This is a genomic window from Streptomyces sp. NPDC058683 (genome assembly GCF_042716195.1).
Lineage (GTDB): Bacteria > Actinomycetota > Actinomycetes > Streptomycetales > Streptomycetaceae > Streptomyces.
In genome coordinates this window covers 227,215-249,149 of sequence record NZ_JBHXSK010000009.1, presented here as the reverse complement: position 1 = coordinate 249,149, position 21,935 = coordinate 227,215, and the positions used below count along the sequence as shown (strand labels likewise).

19 protein-coding genes and 1 pseudogene are annotated in these 21,935 nt (G+C 70.2%); 8 read left to right on the top strand and 12 right to left on the bottom strand.

The window, feature by feature from the left end; genetic code table 11:
* Positions 1-19: 19 nt before the first annotated feature.
* Complete coding sequence (locus ACFWXC_RS12545; RefSeq protein ID WP_384477284.1) at positions 20-379, bottom strand: hypothetical protein; 360 nt, start codon at positions 377-379, stop codon at positions 20-22.
* Positions 366-548 (bottom strand): hypothetical protein, encoded by a 183-nt coding sequence (locus tag ACFWXC_RS12540; RefSeq protein WP_384477281.1) that lies wholly within the window; start codon positions 546-548, stop codon positions 366-368. Before ACFWXC_RS12540 ends, ACFWXC_RS12545 begins: the two co-directional genes overlap by 14 nt.
* Positions 549-989: 441 nt before the next feature.
* Here ACFWXC_RS12540 and ACFWXC_RS12535 point away from each other — a divergent pair, with 441 nt between their 5' ends.
* Positions 990-1,247: a hypothetical protein gene (locus tag ACFWXC_RS12535; RefSeq protein WP_384477278.1), complete on the top strand. Its 258-nt coding sequence runs from the start codon at positions 990-992 to the stop codon at positions 1,245-1,247.
* 103 nt (positions 1,248-1,350) lie between these two features.
* Here ACFWXC_RS12535 and ACFWXC_RS12530 read toward each other — a convergent pair whose 3' ends face one another.
* Entirely contained in the window at positions 1,351-2,853 is a 1,503-nt protein-coding gene (locus ACFWXC_RS12530; protein ID WP_384477275.1) for an MFS transporter, read from the bottom strand.
* A 1,060-nt stretch (positions 2,854-3,913) separates the two neighbouring features.
* Between ACFWXC_RS12530 and ACFWXC_RS12525 the strand changes: the two genes are divergently transcribed.
* From ACFWXC_RS12525 to ACFWXC_RS12515, 3 genes and pseudogenes are all read left to right on the top strand, one after another.
* Entirely contained in the window at positions 3,914-4,240 is a 327-nt protein-coding gene (locus tag ACFWXC_RS12525) for a hypothetical protein (RefSeq protein WP_384477272.1), read from the top strand.
* Positions 4,241-4,311: 71 nt separating this feature from the next.
* Positions 4,312-4,554 (top strand): annotated as a pseudogene (locus ACFWXC_RS12520) (DUF6924 domain-containing protein); the annotation flags it as partial.
* Between the two features lie 252 nt (positions 4,555-4,806).
* Positions 4,807-6,975 (top strand): FUSC family protein, encoded by a 2,169-nt coding sequence (locus ACFWXC_RS12515; RefSeq protein WP_384477269.1) that lies wholly within the window; start codon positions 4,807-4,809, stop codon positions 6,973-6,975.
* 673 nt (positions 6,976-7,648) lie between these two features.
* Here the strand turns inward: ACFWXC_RS12515 and ACFWXC_RS12510 are convergent.
* Genes ACFWXC_RS12510 through ACFWXC_RS12500 form a run of 3 tightly spaced genes read right to left on the bottom strand, consistent with a single transcriptional unit; the run spans position 7,649 to position 10,208 of the window.
* Positions 7,649-8,881: a beta-ketoacyl-[acyl-carrier-protein] synthase family protein gene (locus ACFWXC_RS12510; RefSeq protein ID WP_384477266.1), complete on the bottom strand. Its 1,233-nt coding sequence runs from the start codon at positions 8,879-8,881 to the stop codon at positions 7,649-7,651.
* Complete coding sequence (locus ACFWXC_RS12505; protein ID WP_384477263.1) at positions 8,878-9,138, bottom strand: acyl carrier protein; 261 nt, start codon at positions 9,136-9,138, stop codon at positions 8,878-8,880. The genes ACFWXC_RS12510 and ACFWXC_RS12505 overlap by 4 nt, the downstream gene beginning before the upstream one ends.
* A gap of 41 nt (positions 9,139-9,179) precedes the next feature.
* Complete coding sequence (locus ACFWXC_RS12500; RefSeq protein ID WP_384477260.1) at positions 9,180-10,208, bottom strand: 3-oxoacyl-ACP synthase III family protein; 1,029 nt, start codon at positions 10,206-10,208, stop codon at positions 9,180-9,182.
* Between the two features lie 199 nt (positions 10,209-10,407).
* Here ACFWXC_RS12500 and ACFWXC_RS12495 point away from each other — a divergent pair, with 199 nt between their 5' ends.
* The 3 genes from ACFWXC_RS12495 to ACFWXC_RS12485 are packed head-to-tail and all read left to right on the top strand — an operon-like array spanning position 10,408 to position 13,965.
* Complete coding sequence (locus ACFWXC_RS12495; protein WP_384477257.1) at positions 10,408-11,334, top strand: alpha/beta fold hydrolase; 927 nt, start codon at positions 10,408-10,410, stop codon at positions 11,332-11,334.
* Between the two features lie 4 nt (positions 11,335-11,338).
* The gene (locus ACFWXC_RS12490) at positions 11,339-13,009 is read left to right on the top strand and encodes an AMP-binding protein (RefSeq protein ID WP_384477254.1); all 1,671 of its coding nucleotides are present in this window, start codon (positions 11,339-11,341) and stop codon (positions 13,007-13,009) included.
* Positions 13,006-13,965: an NAD-dependent epimerase/dehydratase family protein gene (locus ACFWXC_RS12485; protein WP_384477251.1), complete on the top strand. Its 960-nt coding sequence runs from the start codon at positions 13,006-13,008 to the stop codon at positions 13,963-13,965. Before ACFWXC_RS12490 ends, ACFWXC_RS12485 begins: the two co-directional genes overlap by 4 nt.
* A gap of 54 nt (positions 13,966-14,019) precedes the next feature.
* Here ACFWXC_RS12485 and ACFWXC_RS12480 read toward each other — a convergent pair whose 3' ends face one another.
* The 6 genes from ACFWXC_RS12480 to ACFWXC_RS12455 form a co-directional block, all read right to left on the bottom strand.
* Positions 14,020-14,850, bottom strand: coding sequence for a hypothetical protein (locus tag ACFWXC_RS12480; RefSeq protein ID WP_384477313.1), 831 nt, complete (start codon positions 14,848-14,850; stop codon positions 14,020-14,022).
* A gap of 424 nt (positions 14,851-15,274) precedes the next feature.
* Positions 15,275-16,117, bottom strand: a complete 843-nt coding sequence (locus tag ACFWXC_RS12475) for an MBL fold metallo-hydrolase (protein WP_384477248.1) — start codon at positions 16,115-16,117, stop codon at positions 15,275-15,277.
* Positions 16,114-17,472, bottom strand: a complete 1,359-nt coding sequence (locus tag ACFWXC_RS12470) for an MFS transporter (RefSeq protein ID WP_384477245.1) — start codon at positions 17,470-17,472, stop codon at positions 16,114-16,116. The genes ACFWXC_RS12475 and ACFWXC_RS12470 overlap by 4 nt, the downstream gene beginning before the upstream one ends.
* 93 nt (positions 17,473-17,565) lie before the next feature.
* The gene (locus ACFWXC_RS12465) at positions 17,566-18,693 is read right to left on the bottom strand and encodes a zinc-binding dehydrogenase (protein WP_384477242.1); all 1,128 of its coding nucleotides are present in this window, start codon (positions 18,691-18,693) and stop codon (positions 17,566-17,568) included.
* The gene (locus ACFWXC_RS12460) at positions 18,690-19,568 is read right to left on the bottom strand and encodes an NAD(P)-dependent oxidoreductase (RefSeq protein ID WP_384477239.1); all 879 of its coding nucleotides are present in this window, start codon (positions 19,566-19,568) and stop codon (positions 18,690-18,692) included. Before ACFWXC_RS12460 ends, ACFWXC_RS12465 begins: the two co-directional genes overlap by 4 nt.
* A 65-nt stretch (positions 19,569-19,633) precedes the next feature.
* Positions 19,634-20,557, bottom strand: coding sequence for an SDR family NAD(P)-dependent oxidoreductase (locus tag ACFWXC_RS12455; RefSeq protein ID WP_384477236.1), 924 nt, complete (start codon positions 20,555-20,557; stop codon positions 19,634-19,636).
* A gap of 132 nt (positions 20,558-20,689) precedes the next feature.
* Here ACFWXC_RS12455 and ACFWXC_RS12450 point away from each other — a divergent pair, with 132 nt between their 5' ends.
* Positions 20,690-21,580 (top strand): helix-turn-helix transcriptional regulator, encoded by an 891-nt coding sequence (locus ACFWXC_RS12450; RefSeq protein ID WP_384477233.1) that lies wholly within the window; start codon positions 20,690-20,692, stop codon positions 21,578-21,580.
* Positions 21,581-21,935 lie beyond the last annotated feature (355 nt).

The following is a 21,935-nucleotide window of genomic DNA, read 5'->3' as shown; positions in this document are numbered from 1 at the left end:
GCCGACGCGCGGGTTCACCTCAGCACAGTCCCGCCGGCATCGAGACTCGGCACAAGTTGCCGCGGAACAGATTGCTCCCCTTCGCGGCGTTCTGACTGACCAGGTCGGCGGGGACGTTGGCGGTGATCCAGCTCTCGTCGACGCGGTTCTTCTCGTCGACCGCGCCGACGAAGCTCTTGAACGGCACGATTCCGCCCGACAGCGAGGACCGGCCGCTGTTGCCCGCGCCCACGTCATGCGTCACCGGCAGCAGGATGCCCGAGCCCTGCACGAACGGCAGCCGGGCCGTCTTGACGCAGTACTTCTTGTTGTGGAGAACCTGGTTGCCACTGATGGTGAGAGCGCCGACACGGGGCTTGTTCTCGTCACCGATCACCATCAGGCCGGCGCTCCTGCGAGATGCCCCACTGGCCGTTCTTCCCGACTCTGGCCCGCTGCACGGTCAGGCGGTCGGTGGCCAGGGAACACAGACCGACGCTGGAGAAGCCCGTCACCTTCAGGTCGAAGACGGTCACGTTCGCGACGGACTTGTTCCTCAGCCCGACCACGCAGACACCCTGTTCCGCCCTCCACGCAGCCGATCGCTCCCTTGGCGCTCGGGGCGGCCTTCTTCTGGGGAGGCACGATCACCACCGTGCGGGGACCGACGCCGCGCGGTGTCAGCCCGGAGGTCTTGACGGTGACGCTCTCGCGGAACCTGCCGGCCTGGGCCAAGACCGTGTCACCAGCACGGGCCGCGTTCACCGCCTTCTGGATCGGCTCGACCGGGTGCACCGTCAGGGTTCGCGGTGACGCGGCAGTCGAGAAGGAACCGGCGCCCACACCGAGGAGTACGGCGACGAACGCAACGTACCGAACATGCCTCCGGTCGGACGTGCAGGCTCACATCACCGGCCGCGTACCGGCGGTGTCGGAGTATCAGCGGTGGCAGTCCGATCCGGCCGTACCTAGGCTCGCTAGCGGAAACGAGTTCACGGGAAGGACACAGAATGCCTCAGGTAGACGAGGAAGAAATCCGCGTCAGCGCAATCGATACGACGGATCAGCCCCGAACGCTCCGGCGTGTTCTGCATTCCGCGGTCAAGGAAACCATGCTGCTGCCGGTGTTCCTGGTCCTCACCGCCATGATGGTGGCACTGTGGCTCATGGGTATGCCCTTCATGCAGGCCTTGACCATTTCGACCGCGGTGAAGATTTCGATGGTTCTGTTCGAGGCGCGTCGGCGGCCTTTCACGTCGAAGGTTTGACCTCCGGCGCCCCTCGCCGATCCGTCATCCTGCGGCCAGGGCGCTTCTTCGGGGTCGGGGCACCTGTCCCTTGGGCGGCGCCTTTTCCGGCCCCCGCCCGGTGTCAGGTCCCGCGCCCCACCTTCTCGCCCGCCCCGCTCTCCCCGAGGCCCCGCGGCACCGCCGCCGCGAGGTCGTCGCGTCCGGGATGCGCCCGGCGCTCCCGCAGGTCGGCCACCGCCAGGACCAGGGCGACGAGGATGATCGCCGTGGCGGTGAGCAGCCCGAGCTGAAGGGCTGTCGTGGAGCGGCCGTGGTTGGCGACATGGGCGAAGTAGACAGAGCCGACCACGGCGATACCGATGGCCGAGCCGATGCGCTGGCCGGTCTGCAGCACCCCACCCGCCGCACCCGCACCTCGTACCGGCACGAGGGTGAGCGTGAGGGTCGTGTTGGGTGAGACCGTGAGTCCGGAGCCGACTCCGGCGATGACCAGCGGCAGCGCCATGGCCCAGCCCACGCCGTCCCCGGGTACCAACTGAACGGCGACGACGACACCGAGCAGCCCGAGAGCCACCCCGCTCAGGCCGATGACGACCAGGGTGCGGCCGTAGCGCATCACCATGCGGCCCCCTAGGGCCGCGCCGACCGCCGAGGCGGCCGCGAACGGCAGGATGGTCACACCGGCGGCGAGCGCGCTGTATCCCGCGGTGTTCTGCAGGAACAGCGACAGGACGAAGAAGATGGTGGTCAGCCCGGCGAAGAACATGAGACTGATGAGAGCGCCGAGCGTGAAGGAGCGCAGGGAGAAGAGCCCGAGGTCGACCAGCGGTGCCTTCCCCAGGCGTCCTTGGGTCCTCTCCCACATCCAGAAGGCCCCGAGCAGCAGTGCGGCCAGCGGAATCAGCAGCCACTTGGCCCGGCCCTGCCACTGCTGCTCCTGCATCAGGGGCAGCAGCAGGGCGAGTACGCCCGCACCGAGCAGCAGTACGCCGAACGGGTCGAACTTCTCCCGCCTGTCCTTCGGCACCGGGAGACGGGGCAGCAGCCGGTTCCCCGCGACGAGGGCCGCCACACCGATCGGGACGTTGACGAAGAACACCCAGCGCCATCCGTCGGCCGTGCCGAACGCGTGGATCAGCAGTCCGCCCGCCAGTGGGCCCACCGCGGTGGACACGGCGACGACGCTGCCGTGGAAGCCGAACGCCCGGGCCCGCTCGGCACCCTGGAACATCTGCTGGATCAGCCCCGAGGTCTGCGGTGCGACCACACCGGCGGCCGCACCTTGGATCAGCCGGCACACCACCAGCCAGGTGGGGCCGGTGGCGAGGCCGCACGCCACCGATGCGGCCGTGAACATGGCGAGGCCGAACAACAGCACCTGGCGGCGGCCCCGCACGTCACCCAGTCGTCCCGCCGGTACCAGCGTGAGCCCGAAGGCGAGTGCGTACCCGGACACCACCCAGGACTGGGTGGCTTCGGAGGCACCGAGCCCGCGCTCCATGGAAGGCAGGGCCACGTTCACGATCGAGACGTCGAGCAGCGAGATGAATCCCGCGGTCAGACAGACCGCGAGCGCTTTCCACCGCCGGTCGTCGAGAGCGGGCCGGGTCATTTCTGTGGTCATGTGATCACGCTATGCAGCCGCGACCGGTCGCACCAGCCGGGGAAAGGGCGCCGGGATGCGGGACGTCGAGCCCAGCCTCCGCGCCCGGCACGGTTGCGCAGCGGCCTCGGGGGCGGCGTCCCCTTTGGCGGCCCCCTCCCCCAAGGGCAGCCCGGCAGGGGCCGTGACCTTCGGCTCGGCGCGGAGCCGAAGGACGAACAGGGTGTGCGGTTGTGGTCCTCCGGGGCGACCTTGCCGTCGGGGGTGCTCCAGCCACCGGGCCGGTCAGGACCGTGCACGGCAAGCCCTCGACGGCACCGGGATCGCCCCCAAGATCATGCGCCGGATGGCGCCTGCGGCATCGGATTACCGAGCCCACTGCCCAGGGAGCCGCCATGAGCACATCCGCCCGCCCTCGGCCGCATCCTCCTCCCGCCCCCGGCGTCGTCTGACGACCGGCGGAGCCGGTCTGGCCCTCGGCGCGCGAGACATCGACGAGCCGCCTTGGCCGCATCGCCCGGCTGGGCAACCTCACCTTCGACATGTCGAAGACCAGCCGGAGGACGGCACGGGCATCTTCGCGGCGATCGCCATGCCGGTGCCGACCCGGAATCAGTTGGACTGCCGTCCGCCGTCCCCGAAGCCCTGGCCGCGCTGCGGGACACGGCGCACGCGCGGCAAGAAGCCCTCAACGCACTGGCCAAGGGTGATCTGCCGCTAGTCGAGGAGACCACGCGACCAGAGAGCTCGTGAGCGCCCCGGCCATGCCGACGGCGGGGGCTGCCACCCCCGACCGGTACGACGGAGCGACACGCCATCTTCCACATCACTCGGTGATCGCGCCGGGGAAGCCGGGGGCTTGAGCGAGTGTCAGGTCCATCATGCCTGCTCGGACGTGGTTTGCGGTAGGACGGAGCGCACGTCCGTTCAGGCTTGTCCGGGGTGGTGGCCTGCCCGCAGACTCGTCGTCATCCACTCTCCGACGTCCGTGTCGGCATCCGTTCTCGGGTGTCGACGCGTTCGTCGTGCTGTCTCGTCGTGGGACGGGTGCAGGTGGGGGTGAGGGAACGGAGGGGGATCGATGGATCAGGACATGGTCATGCGGGCGAGGGTCCAGTTGCTCAGTGCCAACCGGCGGGTGGTGCGCGGCACCGAGGGGTTGCGGATCTACCGCCTGCTGACACAGGTCGAGCCGGAGGTGTACGGGTCGAAACTGGCGTACGTACTGGTCGAGGCCAGCGCGTCGTCGCTGGTGCGGGAACTGCCCGAGCAGCGGCTGGCACTGCTGGACGAGGCGGTGGCGGTGGCTTCGGCCCTGGGTGCCGCGAATCCCTACCGGGCCAAGGTGCTGGCGAAGGCGCTTGCCGCCAGGCGGGAACTCGAGGGGCCGCAGACACAAGGGATGTGAGACAGGTGCCGGTGCGCCGCAGGCGCCCCTGAGGCTCCGCTCAGTCTGCGCGGAGCCGCCGGGGCCACGCCGGGTACGAGGCACACGTCCACTTCATCGACGATCCGGCCTGGGCAGGGGCGACCCCTGCCCAGGTACTGACCGCGGTCTGCGGCGTCGACAACCTGGGCGTTCTCTTTCTCGCCGACCGTACAACCATGCAGGCCGAGAGCCACCCACTGCTCGCGGTCACCACGCTGACCCAGGAGGAGCGCGCGGACGAAGACGACTACGAACAGCTGACCGAGTTCGGCCGCGATGTCCGCACGCGGTGAGCCGACTCCGAACAGGGCGCGCCCGCACGGAGTGTGCCGTTCGGGTGAGCAGGGGCCCCGCGACTGTGGCTTTCGCCGCCGCGCGCGGTCGTGGACCGACGATGAACGGTGTTCCCGTACGGGCGTGCCTCTCGCGCAGGTACGGAGCCCCAGAGCTGCAACTTCGTCGCTGCGCACCGTCGTGGTGGCCTGAACTCTGGCGACAGGGCGCCCGCGCGGGCGTGACATGGAACTGCAAGGAGTCCCTCGGACATGCGCTGGTGGTCGTCACTCGTCACAACCGGCCGCGAAGGGCTGCGTGTCCAGCGGGCGTTCGCCGCCCCGTCTGCGATCGTACGGGCCGTCGTGGCCGTGCTGCTGGCCACGATCGTCGGGCTGCTGCGGGACGACCCGGTGGCCGGCGCGATGGCCGGTGTGGGGTCGTTCATCTGCGGCATCGGCACGCTGCTCAGTCCCCTGCGGCACCGAATGGTGAACGGGCTCGGGATGGCCGTGGGCTTCAGCGCGATGGCGGTACTGGGCGCCCTGGTACACGGCACCACCTGGCTGTTCCTGCTGGTGCTCGCTGCGGCGGCGTTCACCGCGGGGATGTGGCGGGCGCTGGGCGTCGCGCCCGGTATCCGGGGCTGCCTCATGGTCATCGGTCTGATGATCACCGCCGATCTCGCCCCCGACGTACGCGCGGGCCTGGAGATGGCCGGGTGGATCGCGCTGGGTGCCGGGTTCACCGCGGTGATGCAGTTCCTTCCGCCGTACGGCGCGCGGCTGGCTGCACAGCGCCGCGCCCTGGCCACCCTCTACCAGTCGCTCGCCGACGCGTCGGTCGCGGCGTGGGCGGCGTCCACCGCGCCGGTCGGGACAGCGCCGTTCACCGCGGCGCGCCAGGCCCTGGATCTGCTGCCCCAGTTCAGCCGGCCGGCCGCAGCGGCCATGTTCGGGCTGCTCGGAGAGGCCGAACGCGTCCGCCGCGCACTGCACACCGTACGTCTGACGGCGCCGGCTGCGGCTGGAGACCGGCAGGCATTGGACGCCGCAGCGCAGGTGCTGGGGGACATCTCCCGCACGGTGGCCTCGGGCCGCGAGCAGCGCACACCCGACCATGTCTGGACGCTGCTGGAGTCGTGGGCGGCAGCCTCGCCAGGGCATGGCCCGCAGTCCTTGACCGGGCGGCTGCGGCTCGCCGAGCTGCTCGCCGGCCGCGCGACCGACGAGCGCCTCGGCGACGCGCTGGAACCCCACAACGAGGTGCCGGGACTGTACGCCGACACCCCCTCGGTCGCTCGCACCGCCCGCCGTATCCGGGCTCAGCTGCATCCCCAGTCACCGATCTTCCGGCACGCGGTGCGGCTGGCGTTCGGTGTGGTGATTGCCGAGGTCATCGGCCGCTCCATCGGCGGGTGGGGTGGGCTTGGAATTGCGGCGCACGGCTTCTGGGTGGCTCTGACCACCATGCTGGTGCTCTTCCCCGAGTACGGCCACACCCTCGCCCGCGCCTGCGGACGCGCGATCGGAGCCGTACTGGGCGGTCTCCTCGCCTGGGCGCTGTCCATGCCGCACTGGTCGCCCGGCGGCCTCGCGGCGCTCACGGTGATCCTGGCGGCGGTGTCCTTTGTGACCCTGCGCACCGGGCAGCTCATGCTCAACCTGTGGCTGACCACCTGGATCGTCTTCCTGATCCACCACATCGGCGGGCTGCCGGGGCCCGCGGCGTGGTCGCGGGCGGCCGACACGGTCGTCGGCGCCGCACTCGCCGTGGTCATCTTCCTTCTCTGGCCGACCTGGTCGACCCATCGCGTGCCGGGCCTGCTCGCGGAGTGGCTACAGGTGCAGGACAGGCTGCTGCCCGTCCTGCTCACCGGCTACGCCGACGTCGACGCAGTCGATCTCGCAGCCCTCGACAGGTTGCGGACGCATTCCCGGGAAGTACGGGAGCAGTTGACGGCGGCGGCACAACAGGCGCACGCCGAGCCGGCCGAACACCACAACCCCTGGTCGGACGAGCAACTGGAGCAGATCAGCACTCAGGTGAACAGGGTCGCAGGATGCGCCACCCTGCTGCGCGAACACCTGCCGCGCACCGAGCAGGACGTCGTGCCGGAGTTGACCGAACTGGCCGATCCGGTGCACGAGCATCTCTCCGCTCTCGCCCGTGCCGCCGCAGGGGCCGAGACCGTCGTCCCCGGGGCACTGCGGTCCGTATTCGACTCGTACATCGCCCGCACCGGCCTGCTGACGGCGTACAAGGGGACCGGGGCATCAGCCGTGCCGGCCGACGCCCCTGACGGAACGTCGGCCGGCCGAGCCGTCGCCCTGTGCGCCGCGACCGTCGACGCCGTGGAAGCCCTCACCCTCACGATCGCCGCCCGACACCACCACCACCGTCACGCGGCCCCACACCACACGAGGCATCCGCGAAAATAGCGGGCCGGCCACCAGGGTCGCCTCACCACACCAGCCCCGCGGGCCCTGACACCGAGCACAAGCCAGACCAAGACCACCCGCAGCGGCAACCGCCCTCGATCGAGCCCGTCGCCAGACCACCCAGCCCACCCGGCCAAGGACGAGCGCAGCCAGCGCAGCCGACGCTCACCAACCGACTCCACACCAAGACCGTCCCGGTCCGGGTGACCACCCTGGTCAGCGCCATCAGGACCAGCGCAGGGCGGGAGACCGCGAACAGGGCTGCCGTCCTGGCAGGCACCGGGGTATTCCAGGGACTGCTTGGAGGCGGGGGCGCAGCGGGTTGAGGCGGGCGATGTAGGTGGGGTGGCGTCAGGGCAGTGTGCGGTCGGTTACCCCCTGGACGGCAGCAGTGAGGACGCTGAGGATCTCGGTGAGTTCCTTGGTGCCGGAGACGTCGTCGAGAAGGGCGCTCAAGCGCGGTCGCAGGCGTTGCCGTGTCTGGTGGTCGATGCCCAGGGTGATCAGGGCCTCGTTGGGGAACGTCGCGTGGTCACCGAAGGTTCGTTGGGTAGTTCGCTGAGGCGGAAAGGGCGGGCTGTGCGTGAACTGCGCTCTGTGCTCGCTTGGCCGGCCGCTGCATGGACGGCCGGTACCGGTGCTGCCCAACGTCCCGAGCCGTTCGGCTCATTCCTTACGACTGGGTGAAGGCCAGGACGACGTTGTGGCCGCCGAAGCCGAAGGAGTGGCTGATGGCTGTGCGTACGTGCTGGGAGCGGGGCTGTTTGGTGACGCAGTCGATATCGAACTCGGGAGCGGGTGCCTGGAGATTGGCGATCGGCGGGACCCGTCGGTGCTGGATGGTCAGCACCGTGAGGGCTGCCTCGATCGCACCGGCGGCACCGAGAGTGTGGCCGAGTACGCCCTTGTTGGCGGTGACGCTGGGTCGGTGTGGCAGGGCGCGGGCGATCAGCGTGGCTTCGGTGGCGTCGTTGAGTGGGGTGGACGTGCCGTGGGCGTTGACGTGGTCCACGTCGTAGGGGGCGAGGCCTGCTTCGTGCAGAGCGGTGTGCAGGGCAGCCTCCGCGCCGTGGGCGCCCGGTGCCGGGGTGGTGGGGTGGTGGGCGTCGGAGGTACTACCGCACCCGGTGAGCAAAGCGCGGGGCCGGGCGTTTCGGGCGGCTGCGTCCGCGGTGCGTTCGAGGATCAGGATGCCGGCGCCCTCTGCCATCACGAAGCCGTCGCGGTCGGCGGCGAAGGGACGGGATGCCCCGGCGACGAGGTCGGTCCGCCCGGACAGGGCACCCATGCGCCAGAATCCGACCGTGGACATGCGGCTGACAGCGGCTTCGGCGCCGCCCGCCACGGCGACATCGCACAGGTCGGCCGCCAGGAGGTCACGAGCCAGCGCGATCGCGGTGGCTCCGGAGGCACAGGCGGTGGCCGGGGCGAGGCTGACGCCGTGGGCGTGCAGGTCGATGGAGACCTCGCCGGCAGCGAGGTTCGGAATGATCAAGGGGATGGTCAGGGGCGACACGCGTTCGGGGCCGTGCTGGTCAAGCCGCGCGTACTGTTCTTCCCACTTCTCGGTCCCGCCCATGCCGCAGCCGATGACTGTGGCCACGCGAGAGCCTTGCCAGGTCGCAGGATCCAGGCCCGCGTCACGCACCGCCTCTCGGGCGGCGAGGACGGCGAGTTTGGCGAACCGGCCCATGCGCCAGGCCTTGCGGCCGACAGCGCGGTCGATGTCTTCCTCACTGCTGGGGAGCCGGCAGGAGAAGTCGACGGGCAGGCTGTCCAGGACCGGGTCGCGTGCGGCGAGGGATTGCCCCGCACAGACCGCGTTCCACGTGGCTTCGGCTCCCCTGCCTCCCGCGGTGACCAGGCCGAGCCCGGTGACGGCGATCGGCGGCTTCGCGGGGGTCATCGGGGGGTCGCCGTGGCTGCGCGCAGCTCATCGAGGTGGGCGGTGACTTCGGCGAGGGTCGTGGTCCTGGAGGCGCGCTCGCTGTCAGGTTTCACGCCGAGGCGTTCTTCGAGGACCAGGACGAATTCGGCCAGTGCGAGGGAGTCCAGGTCGAGCTGTTCCAGCGTGAGGTCCGCAGACAGCTCGTCTTCGGGGATCCGGAAGGTGGAGGTGAGGACAGCGCGGACGTGGTCGTAGGTGTCGGTGGTGTCGTTCATGCGGCGTCCTTGCGTGGTCATTGTGGTGGGGGGATGCGTCGTCAAGCGGCGTCGGGGTGCCACTCCATGAGGAGCATTCCGGCGGAAGCTCCGCTGGCGAGACCGAGGAAGGCCACCAGGTCGCCGGGCTGGAGCCGGTTTTCCTGGGTTGCCTTGACGAGTTGCAGGGGGAGGCTCGCAGTGGCGACGTTGCCGTAGCGGGGGAAGGTGGCCATGGTCTTGCCCTGGGCGAGGCCGGTGGACTCCAGGATGGCCTGGGTGAAGGGAACGGATGCCTGATGCAGGCAGACGAGATCCAGATCGTCGGGGTTGTGGCCCCACTCGGCCAGTTTGGCGATGCAGAACTTCTCCATGCCCGTGAAGGAGGCGGCCAGGGCTTGGGAGTCGAAGCGGACGAAGGGCGGCTGCGCGCCTGGTGAGAAGTACGGGTTGGTCACTGTCGCGGCCCGCCAGCCGGCCGAGTTGGTGCACCAGCCAACACCCAACAGCCCGGGGCGGTTGCTCGCCTCAACCAGCAGCGCAGCACCAAGGTCGCCGAGAGTGAGAGCGGGCAGCAGCAGGGCGAGTTCGTCACGGTCACGTGCCGGGAGATGGGAGAGCGTGCTGCCCCGTTCCCCGGTGACGATGAGCACCCGGGAATAACAGCCGGTTCCGATCAGTGCGTCGGCGATCTCCAGGGCGTTGAGGAAACCGTTGCAGGCGTTCTGGACGTCGAAGACCGGGGCCGCGATCCCGAGCTTGTCGGCCACGATATGGGCGGTGGCGGGTTCCTCCAGATCCTCACTCGCCGACGCGAAGATGAGCAGGTCCACGGCATCGGAACGCAGGCCGCACTCGTCGAGAAGGCTGCGGGCGGCTGCCGCGGCCAGGTCGGAGGGCCAGGTGTCAGCCGGCGCGACGCGGCGCTCCTGGAACCCGTACATCTGCCGCAGAAGTCCCGGCTGCAGGCGGACGCCGGGGTTTCGGGAGCGGATGTCGTCCTCGATCTCCTCGCCGGTCTGCCGGAGTTCGGGCACGTGGACTGCAACTCGGCGGATCGTGCTGTGGCGGGGCTCGGTCATGGAAGTCATGTCGTCTCCTCGGCCCTGGCCGCAGTCGTCGTCGGGCGCCGCCGGCGGCACCAGGAGACCTCAGTGAACTGACACAAGGCGACGCACCGCAAACGGATGCCGGTGCGGATTCACCCCCGGGAGTGATCATGGTCAGGGACTTCATCCCTGTGAGTTACGCAGGTCACGTCACCCATCCAGGGACGCCGACAATGCTGCCGTGTCACTGCCCAAGGCCGCATCCGCCTATCCCGACTACGACTTCGCCCCACACTGGTTCGCGCATGGTGGTGTGCGTCAGCACTACCTGGACGAAGGGGCGGGTACGCCGCTGCTCATGCTGCACGGCAACCCCAGCTGGAGCTACATGTGGCGGCACCTGGTGCGCAACCTGCGCGAGAGCCACCGGTGCATCGTGCCCGACCACATCGGCATGGGCCTGTCCGACCGCCCCCGACCGCCCGCCTACAGCTACACCGCCACCAGCCGCCTGGCAGACCTGGAGCGCTTGGTGCAGCACCTGGTGACCGAACGCGGCCTGCCGGACCGGGGCTGGACTCTGGTCGGGCACGACTGGGGCGGCATCATCGGCATGGCCTGGGCACGCCGCCACCCAGAGTGGCTCTCCCGCATCGTCATGCTCAACTCGGCGGCCTTCCCCGTGCCTGCCGGCCACCGTCTGCCGTGGTATCTGCGCCTGATCCGCAGCGGAGGCCGCCTTCCGGCATGGTTCGTGCACCGCACCAACGCCTTCGCACTGGCCGCCTCCCACCTTGGAGTGACGTCCCCGCTGCCCGCGCCGGTACGCCGTGCCTACGTGGCGCCCTATCGCAGCGAGCATCGGCGTCTGGCGGTACTCCGTTTCGTCCAGGACATTCCACTGACTCCCGCCGACCCGGCGTGGCCGCTGATCGACGTGGGCCCCATCGAAGCACCGGAGATGACCGCACTGCCCATGCTGGTGTGCTGGGGCGGCCGGGACCCCGTCTTCGATCACCGCTTCCTCGCCGAATGGCAGCGCCGCTTTCCCTCGGCCGAGGTGAAGCTGCTTCCACGCGCCGGCCACTTCGTCCAGGAGGATGCCCGCGATGAGGTCATCGCCTACGTACGGGAGTTCCTCGCCCGCCAACCGAAAAGGCGGAGCTGACCCTATGCCCGACTCCGCACCCGCTCTGGCCGGCCCACAGGTGGGGCTGCTCGGACAGCTGTCGCACTGGCAGCGTTCCCAGCCCAGCGCTGTCGCACTCGACACCTTCCACGGCCGGCACCGCGAACGCCTCACGTACGCCGGCCTGTACACCCGGTGCCTGCGCACCGCGGACGCGCTGGCCGCCGGCGGCATCGGGCCGGGCACGCGCACGGTGGTGATGACCCGCCGCCCACGGGACCTGCTCACCACGGTGTACGCACTGTCCGCGCTCGGCGCTTGCGCTGTGCTGATCGACCCCGGTCTGCCCCGCCAGGCGCTGCGCCAGTGCCTGCGGGAGGCCGACCCCCAGGCCTTTGTGGGTGAGCCGCTCGCCCACGTGGCACGCGTGCTGCGCGGCTGGGTCCCCGGTGTCCGCACGGTGATCTCCACCGGCCCCGGGCCGTGGCCCACGATCACGACCCTCGCCCGTACGGCACCGCACGCGTCACTGGCGGCCACCGACGACAGCACGGCTCTGATCGCCTACACGTCGGGCTCCACCGGCACACCGAAGGGCGTCGTCTACACCAACGAGCAGTTGGTGCGGCAATGCGGCGCCACCTCGGACCTACTTGGCGCCCAGCCGCGCACCGCAATGCTCGTCGGCTTCCTGCCCTTCGCCCTGGGCGGCCCGACCCTCGGCGTCACCGTCGTCATCCCGCAGATGGACTTCCGCAGGCCGAGCCGGGCCCGCCGCGATGACCTGCTCCATGCGGTGGCACGCTCGAACGCGACCTCCCTCCTCGGCTCCCCGGCTCTCATGTCCGTCCTCGCTGCGGACGGCCGCGCCGAACCGGCCCTCGCCGGCGTACGGTCGGTCGCCACCTTCGGCGCACCGCTCGAGTACGACCTGCTGGATCGCCTCACCGCGGCACTGCCCGACGAGGCCGTGATCCGCAGTGTCTACGGCGCCACCGAGAGCCTGCCGGTGAGCTCGGCCGACGGCGAGACCCTGCGCGCCGTGCGCGCCACATCCGAACGCGGCGGCGGCCGCTGCGTGGGCCGCCCGCATCCGTCCCTGCACGTGGAGATCATCCCGGCCGGCGCAGGACCGATCGCCCACTGGGCCGAAGTAGCGCCGCCACCCGCCCATGCCATCGGAGAGATCGCAGTCCGCGGCCCTTCGGTCAGCCAGACCTACTTCGGCCGCCCGCACGCCGACGCCCAGGCCAAGATCCCCGACGACGGGTACGTCTGGCACCGCACCGGCGATCTCGGCCGTACCGACACCGAGGGGAACCTCTGGTACTGCGGACGCAAGGCCCATGTCGTACCCAGCACCAACGGCCCCCTGTATACCGAGTGCATCGAGCCGGCCTGCAACACCGTCGCCGCAGTTCGCCGCACCGCCCTGGTCGACGCCGGAGACGGTCGGCACCCCCGGCCCACGTTGTGCGTCGAAACCGACAGCCCACGACGGAGCGCAGAACGGACCCGCATCGTCACCGACCTGCGCCGGACCCTCGCCACGCTGGAAGGCGGCGACCAGATCCGGACGATCGTCTTCCACCCCGGGTTCCCGGTCGACATCCGGCACAACTCGAAGATCGAGCGAGGCGCGCTCGCCCAGTGGGCACACCAGCGCCTGACGGCGAACCCCCGTACGACACACGCCGTGGAGGATCGCGTATGAAGGTCCTCGTCACCGGCGGCAGCGGGTTCCTCGGTGCGGAGATCTGCCGGCGTCTGACGGCCCGCGGCCACGAGGTACGCTCCCTGCAACGCGGCCGCCGGGCTCTGCCGCCGAACGGGGCCGAGACCGTGCTGGGCGACATCCGCGACACCGCGGCGGTCGCGAACGCCGTACGCGGCTGTGAGGCCGTCGTGCACACCGCCGCGCTGGCGGACGCATGGGGGCCGCGACGCGACTTCGCGTCCATCAACATCGCAGGAACCGCGGCCGTCCTCGACGCCTGCCGACAGCACGGGGTGACCCGGCTGGTCCACTGCTCCAGCGCCAGCGTGGTGTTCGCCGGACGGGACCTGGAGGGGGCCGACGAGTCCACTCCCTACCCCAGGCGGTTCCTCGCCCCCTACCCCTGGTCCAAGACCCGGGCCGAGCAACTGGTCCTGGCCGCCAACAGCTCCCCGCTGGCCACCGTGTCGCTGCGCCCGCACCTGATCTGGGGCGAGGGAGACCCCCACCTGCTGCCTGGCCTGCACGCCGCGATCAAACAGGGCAGACTGTTGCTGCCGGGAACAGGCGCCAACTACGTGGACACCGTCCACGTCACCGACGCCGCCGACGCTCACGTACTGGCCGTGGAGAAGCTCACCGAGAACTCCCCCCTGGCCGGGTCGAGTTACTTCATCACCCAGGGGCTTCCCTGCACCCTCGCCGCCACCGTCCGCGGCCTGCTGGCACACCACGGCATCACCGCGGAAATCCGCTCAGTACCCGCAACAGCCGCGCGTGCCGCGGCCCCGTTCCTCGAACTGATTGCCAAGGCAACGCGCAGTCGACACCGCCCCCTGCTCACGCGCTTCCTGGCGGCCGAACTCACGCGCGCCCACTGGTTCGACATCTCCGCCGCCCGCCGCGACCTCGACTACACGCCCACCGCGCACTCGTGGCGGACAGACGGGTGAGGGAGAAGACGTACGAAGCCTTCGGCTAGCGCTTCAGTTGACCCGTTGGCTGGTTCACGTACCGGTCGCTCGGGCCGAGCGGGGTCGGGCGCGCAGGGCGGGCAGCCGGGCACAGTCTTCCGCTCCGGCCAGGCTCTCGCCCAGGGTCAGGAGCGAGAGGAGCCGCACAGGCCGGCCGGCTGTGGCAGCGGCCTCCAGTTTGTGGTGGCCGTCGAGGAGGAAGTGGGTCAGGCCCCAATGCCGGTACTGGTCGATCGGCATCCCCGCGGCGGGTTCGCACACGTCCAGCGTGGAGATTGCCACCGCCGTGGGGACCGTTCCTCGCCCCATTCGCTCGACGTACTCCTCGACACGCTCCCTCTCGTTCCAGGTCGGGGGAACCATGGGCACGACGAACTCGTAGAGGTGGGCGTCCGCGTCGACGGCGGTCTCGAAGGTCCGGTAGTACGGGGTGTGCGGGTACTCCGGGAGGCCCCAGAACTGATCGATCCCCCACGTCGTGACCTGTTCGCGGCTGAAGTAGTCGCCTTCCTGGCCGGGGACGATCAGCCGGGGTTCCACGCTCAGGAGCAGCGGAAGGTACTCACCCTCCGGCAGCAACGCACCGAACGCATCGATCACGCCGCCGTCGTCCGGGTCGTCCAGTGCGCCGGTGAGCCGTTCCTGCACGCTCTCCAGGGACAACTTCTGCCTCGCGGTCTCCAACCGGCGGAACAGCAACGGGCAGGTTCCACAATAGAAGCTGAGCTCGAAGGCAGGTTCGTCGTCGACCATGAGCAAGCGGCGCCGCGGCCCGCCGCCGATCTCCTGCCGTTCCGTCTCGAAGCGCAGCCGCGCCTCGGGGGCAGGGACGCCGAGGCTGCGCGGGGCGCCCAATTTGATCATCACGGACCGACCATACGGGACGCTGCGGATCGGCTCCATCGACTACTGCGCGTATATCTGGCCGGACGGGCCAACTACGGCGCCCTTCCCTTTCTTTCTGCCGTGACGGTCGCAAGGTGCTCTGTGGGGCATGCCGGCTGACCAGTACCTTCGAGCCCCTGCGAGTCGCTGCGGACGGCATCACCCCACCGGAGCAGTGGAACCCGGCGCGCACCCGACACGACAGCCGGGCCACCACCATCCGCACAACCAGCCCGCATCAGAGGAACGGGCCGCCGGAGAGACCGACGGGCCGTCATGCAAGATCGAGGCTAAGCACTGGTCAGCGCCTGTACGTGGGCGCACGGGTGGGAGCGGAATCGTGAATGGCGTGGGGGTGGTGAGGCCACGGCCTCGCTGTAGCCCTCCGGCCGGTTTCCTGCCTTCAGCCGCGTGCGGGGAATACCGTTCCGCTGAAGTGGGGCCCGATCGTGAGGGAGTCGGACCGCGAGAGTTCGGCGACGAGCGCGTGCCGTGAGGCTGTTGCGGTCTCGGGGTCCAGATCGCCGGTCCAGCACATGTCCGGATACAGGGTCTCGGCCACCGTGTGCATGGCGTCGCCGACGACGATCGCGCGCTGTGCGCCGCCGCCGTGCAGGGCGAAGCTCACGTGTCCCGGGGTGTGCCCGGGTGTGAGGAGCGCTTCGATCCCGGGGCGGGGTTCGTCGCCGGTGTGCAGGTCGCGCCTGCGTGAAGCGATGACGTCGTATTGCTCCGGGGTCGGCGCCGTCGGACGGGCCATGTTGGCGGCCTGCCCCCAGAACTCGAACTCGCCGGCCCCGACGAAGTACTCGGCGTTGGGGAATGTGGGCCGGGCACTGGTGTTGTCGGAGGTGAGCCAGCCGACGTGGTCGGCGTGGAGGTGGGACAGGAGGACCGCGTCGATGCTGTCCGGCCGCAAGCCGACCCTCGTGAGGCTGTCCAGCAGTTGCCCGCCGACCATCACGCCTGCGGGTAGTGCGGGGTCCGGGGAGGGGATGGCGATGGTGCGTGGCCCGATCCCGACGTCGATGAGCACCCGCGCGTGAGGGGTCTCGACGAGGAGGGCGCCGACGCTGAGCACCAGCATGCCCTGCTCGTCGAGCAGGTCGAGGCCGGATTCCTGCGCGTGGTGGACGTGGGCGGGATAGGCCTGCAGGGGGTGGGCGCGGATGACGCCGTCGGGAAGGAAGTGGACGGTCAGGTCTCCCAGTCGTATCAGCTGGCCGGGTGCGGGTTTCGCGGTCACGGGTTCTCTCCTTGGGAGGCTTGTGCGGGGCGCCGGCGCCCGGTGGCGGCGCTCACGATGGCGACCAGCAGCCAGATGGCCATCCCGGTGCCGGCTGCCGTGACGTAACCGCGGTCGTTGGGATAGGCGGATCCGTGAGGGGTGCCGGCTGCCAGGACGACGGCGGTCAGGACACTGCCGAAGCCGTAGCCGACGTAGCGGCAGACCTGGTTGAAGCCGAGTGCGCTGCCGTGTTGTTCGCCGCCGATGTTGTCCACGATGAGTCCGGGAGCCGTGGAAAAGACGATGCCGATGCCGATGCCTGCCACGAGCATCGCGGTGACGAGCCCCGGCATGCTGTGCCGCCAGAGGGCGAACAGCGCCATCGCCCCCGTCATCACCACACCGGCCAGGGGCAATGTCCACCGTGTCGGCAGCCACGTGGCGAGCCGGAGGGTGATCCACCCGGCGGCGAGGCTGCCGAGGGCCTGCGCGAGCAGCAGCAGGCCGGCCACCGCGGCGGATTGGCCGAGGCCTCCGGTGTTCACCGGAGCCTGAATCAGGCGGGTGCTCAGAGACAGCAGCAGATACATGCCGATCCCGGCCAGAAGTACGGTGATGTGTGCGCTGAGCACTGGCCGTATGCGGAGCTGGCCGAGGTCGACCAGGGGTTGCGGGGTGCGGATCTCGTACCGTGCCCAGCCGGCACCGACGAGCAGGGCCACGCCGATCAGGACCAGGACGGCCGGTGAGGTCCAGCCCCAGTGGTCCCCCTCCGAGGTCGCGAGGATCAGTGCGGTGACGGGTACGGCGAACAGCACGGCACCGGGCACGTCGACCCGGGTCGGCGGGCGGTCGCGAGGGGCGGGTATGACGGCCGTCGCGGTGGCCATCGCCGCCGCTGTGACCGCAGCGCCGAACCAGTAGGCGCCGGAGACGCCGAGCCCCTGGGCGAGGAGCCCGGTCAGGGGGTAGCCGAGCCCGATGCCCGCTGCGTTGGCGATCGAGAGGGCCGCGATGACACGGGTTCTGCGTTCGTCGGTGAAGGAGTCACTGGCGGCGGCGATGGTCATCGGTGCCAGGCCCTGCCCAGTACCTTGCAGGGCACGCCCGAGCAGGAGCGCGGCGAAGTTCGAGGTCCCCAGGGCGGCGATGACCGAGCCGACGGTGACGAGCGCGAGCGCCGTCAGGACAGCGGTGCGCCGGTGACGGGTGTCGCCGAGCCGGCCCATCACCGGGGTGACCGCCACCGCGACGAGCACGGTGATGGTGAGTGTCCACTGAGCCGAGGCCAGGGATACGTGCGTGGACCGGGCGATCGCGGGGATGAGGGGGGCGCCCAGGCTGCTGACCATGGCGCCCACGAGAGTGATCACAAGAAGGCCGGCGGCCCGCCTCCGTACCCCTCTTTCCGTTGGGCCGGGGGCGGGCCGTGCGTGTCTCACGGTGGCGATGAGATGCTCCGTCCCTCAAGCCTGATCGAATGCGATGACGGGCTTGATCTCACTCCACGTGCGCATCGCCTCGAACGCCTCGTTGATCTCGTCGAGCCGGTACCGGTGCGACAGCAGGGCGTCCCAGGCGAAGCGGTCCGCGTTGGCACGGAGGAACTCCAGGGCCTTCCAGTAGTGGTCGACGCCCGCGGAACGGGACCCGATCAACGTGGCCTGCTTGTGCATGATCACGCTGGGATTGAAGTCGACGGTGCGCTGGTGGGCCTGGCCGACGACGAGGTAGCGGCCACCGGGCCGGAGCATGTCGATGCCCTCGGCGAAAGCGGCCGGGATGCCGGACATCTCCAGCACGACCGGGGCTCCCCTGCCGTCCGTCAGGTCCTTCACGAGCGCTGATCGCTCCCTGCCGGAGGTGACCTCCGCCACGTCGATGCACACGTCGGCGCCCCACTGGGCGGCGACCTCCAGTCGCGCAGCGGGTCCGCCGATCACGATGACCCGGCCCGCTCCCTCGGCGACCGCCTTGGCCACCGCGAACAGTCCGACCGGTCCGGCGCCCTGGACCACGACGGTGTCGGTCGCGGCGATCCGGCCAAGACGCTCGAAACCGTGTATCACCGTGCGCAGCGCGCACGCCGAGGCGGCGGCCAGCGCGTCCGGCACGTCATCCGGGACCCGGACCCGGCCCGCGGTGGGGTACACGTATCCGTACTCGGAGAAGCCGCCGTTCAGGAACGGATACGTGCGAGCGCTCTCGCTCATGTACCGACGCCGGTTCTCGCACAGGCTGGGTTCGCGGTCGAGGACACAGGCCCGACAGCGGCCGCACATGCCGTGGGTCCACACGATGCGGTCGCCCTCGGTGAGGGGCCGGCCGAGCGAGTCGGTGCGCGGACCGTCTCCGAAGGCGACGATCCGGCCGACCATCTCGTGCCCCAGGATGAGAGGGAGAGCGGCGCCGACGCCACCGGCGGCGCCGTCCGCAACGTGTACGTCGGTGCCGCACAGGGTTGCCGAGGTCATGCGGACCAGCAGCGCGTCCCGTTCGATGACCGTGGGAATCTCCACGTCGAGCAGCTCCAGCGGCCGGCCGGGGGCGATCAGGGCAGCGGCGCGACTGGTCGCCGGGAGCGCGCCGGTCACGCCCCATCCCCCTCGCGCCCCGCGGCCTGCCGGGCACGGGCGACCATACGGGCAGTCCCGACGAGGCCGACGGCGCCGGCCAGACCGCGCTGGAGCACCTCGGAGGGGTCGCCCCCGCCACCGGCCCGCACGGCGTCGGCGAAGTGGTGCATGTCCTTCTCCATGAGCAGGTGCACGTGCTCGGCCAGCTCCGGGGTGACGTCCCTGCCGAGGGAGCGCAGCGCGGCGCTGCCGCCGCTGCTGGCGTCGATCACGTCGATCAGCGCGGGGAGGTCCAGGCCGACCTGCGCCGCCAGGCCGAGGACGTCCTCGGCGTTCTTCATGTTGGTGATGGTCAGCGCGTTGTTGAACAGCTTGGCGAACTGACCTCCGCCGACCGGTCCCATCAGCGTGACGGTGTCGCTGAACGTGTCGAACACGGGGCGGGCCGTCTCGAACGCGTCCTCGGATCCCCCGGCGAAGGTGGTGAGGGTGCGGGCACGGGCGCCGGGGCTGCCGCCGCTGACGGGTGCGTCGAGGTAGACACCCCCGGCCTGCGCCACGTGTTCGCCGAGCCGGACCGCCTCGGCGGGGTCGCCGGTGCCGTGGTTGACGATGATCGTCCCGGGGGCGATGGCGGCCAGCAGCCCCTGACCGTCCAGCACATCCCAGATGTCCGCGTCGTCGCGCAGACACAGCCCGATCAGCTCGGCGGACGCCCCCAGCTCCGCCACGGTGCCGTGCACGGTGTGCGGGACGCTCTCCACCGCCGAGAGCGATGCCGGGCGCCGCGCCCACACGTGCAGCTCGAAGCCGCGCTCGCCGATGGCTTCCGCCATGGGCCCGCCCTGGTCACCGAGACCGATGAAACCGACCCTGCTTATCGTCGTCGTCATTGCGATGTTCTTTCGTTGATCCTGATGCTTCGGGTGGGAAACGGGGACCGGCGCCCTTTGACCGTTCAGCGGACGATGTCGCTTGCCAGCTCCCACAGGCGCTCGGCGTTCTCCGGGTCCAACGCATAGGGGGCCACGCCGGGGACGCCCAGTTCGGCGGGCCGGGCGTGGACGAGCGGCGCTTCGTTGACGTCCTCGAAGTAACGGCCGCCGACCCCTTCGACCAGCGGGGAAGCGGCGAGGAACACGGTCGTCGCGGCGCCCTGCTCGACGGTCTTGCGGTAGGGCTCGGGGGTCCGCAGGCCTCCGGTGTGGCGCTGGAGGTTGGTGGCGATGGCACCGGGGTGCAGGGCGTTGGCCGTGATTCCGTCGCCCGACCAGCGGCGCTGCGCCTCGACGGCGAGGAGGACCCCGGCGGTCTTGGACTGGCCGTAGGCGGCGAGCGCGTCGTACGGGCGGAAGCGGAAGTCGATGTCGTCGAAGACCAGCGGCGAGTAGAGGTGGCCAGAGGAGGAGACCGAGACCAGGCGCGCCCCGTCGCCGTCGGCGAGAGCGCGGTGCAGCCCCAGGGTCAGGGCGAAGTGCCCCAGATAGTTGGTGGCGAACTGCTGCTCGTGCCCGGCGATGCCCCGCTCGAGCTCCGGCGGCATCATGATGCCGGCGTTGTTGATCAGCATGTGCAGCGGGCCCTGCCAGGCGGCGGTGAACGCCCGCACCGAGTCCAGGTCGGCCACGTCCAGGCGGGCGACGTGGATCGCGTCGTTCCCGGTGGCCTTGCGCAGGTCGGCCGCGACCTGCTCGCCTGCTTCCGGGCGGCGGACGGCGAGAGTGACCTCGGCGCCGCGGGCCGCCAGAGCGCGGGCGGTCTCGACGCCGATGCCCGAGTTGGCCCCCGTGACGATCGCCCGCCTGCCGGACAGGTCGACGCCTTCGATCACCTCCGAGGCGGTGCTGGCGCGGTTGTACGGGGTGGTGAAGATCTTGGACATATGACGCATTCCTCCGGTCGTTCGTATTGCACTGTCAGACTGCGCCGAGCGCTGTGGGGCGCACCAGGACGGGTTGAGACTGGGACTGGCAGGGCCACCCATGAGCCCGGAACACGCCCGTACGCTGGCAAGATGACACCCGCCGGAGATGCGAACGCACTGGGCCGGTATCTGCGCGCCCGCAGGGAACTGGTCCAGCCCGATGACGCCCGGGACACGGGCAACCGGCGCGTCCCGGGCCTGCGCCGCGAGGAGGTCGCCTTCCTCGCCGGGATCAGTTCCGACTACTACAACCGCCTGGAGCAGGGCCGCGACAGGAACCCCTCGGAGCAGGTCCTGCGCAGCATCGCCGGCGCCCTGCAACTGGATGACGAGGCGACGGCCTACCTGCTGGAGATCGCCACACGCAAGAGCCCGCGCCGCAGACGGTCCCGCAAGACGGAGAAGGTCAGCGAGGGCATCCGCACGCTCATCGACTCCTGGCCACTGACCCCGGCGTACGTCCACGGCACGTACATGGACGTCCTGGCCGCCAACAGCCTCGCCATCGCCCTCTCACCGTTCAACGCACCGGGACGCAACGGCATCCTGGCCGCGTTCCTGGAACCGGAGATGCGGGAACTCCATCAGGACTGGGAGGACATGACCGCCCGGGTCGTCCCGTACCTGCGCTCGGTCGTCGGCGCGGACATCGAGGACCCGCGCCTTGTCGAGATCGTCGGCGAACTCTCCCTGCGCAGCGAACGCTTCCGCACCCTCTGGGCCCGGCAGGACGTCAAGCACAAGACCACCGGCATCACCCTGCTCCGTCACCCCCAGGTCGGCCCACTGGAAATGCACTACGAAAAGCTGCTGATCCCGGGCGCCGAAGGGCAAACCCTGATCACCTACCACACACAGCCGGGCAGCCCCTCCGAAGAACGCCTACGCCTGCTCGCCAGCATGAACGCCCCTGACCAAGCCGGCGATACCCGGGCCGCAACCGACCACACCCGACCCCCCGGACATCCCACATCCCGGTAGGCCGCCCTCCCCCGGAATTCGCGGACCTCTCCCAGGTCGGAGTTCGTCGATGACGGACAGCTCGGCTCCGGGAGAACCCACCCTTATCAGTGCCGACTGCTCTTGCCGACCCGCCGGTCGCCGGTCAATTGGCCAGTGGCAAATCCTGGCTACAGCAAGTCGATTTGGGCGTGCGGCGGCGATGACCTGCGGGCCTATGAGCGGGTGCGGTTGTGGTGTGGCGGGCCGGGTGCTGTGTCGGTGGGGACGTGGAACCGGTCGGTGGCGGCGCTGGACCAGTGGGTGACGTGGTCACTGGAAGCCGGATTACTGAAGCAAGCTCCGTTCCGGTACGTCGACAAGTCGGTGATGACGC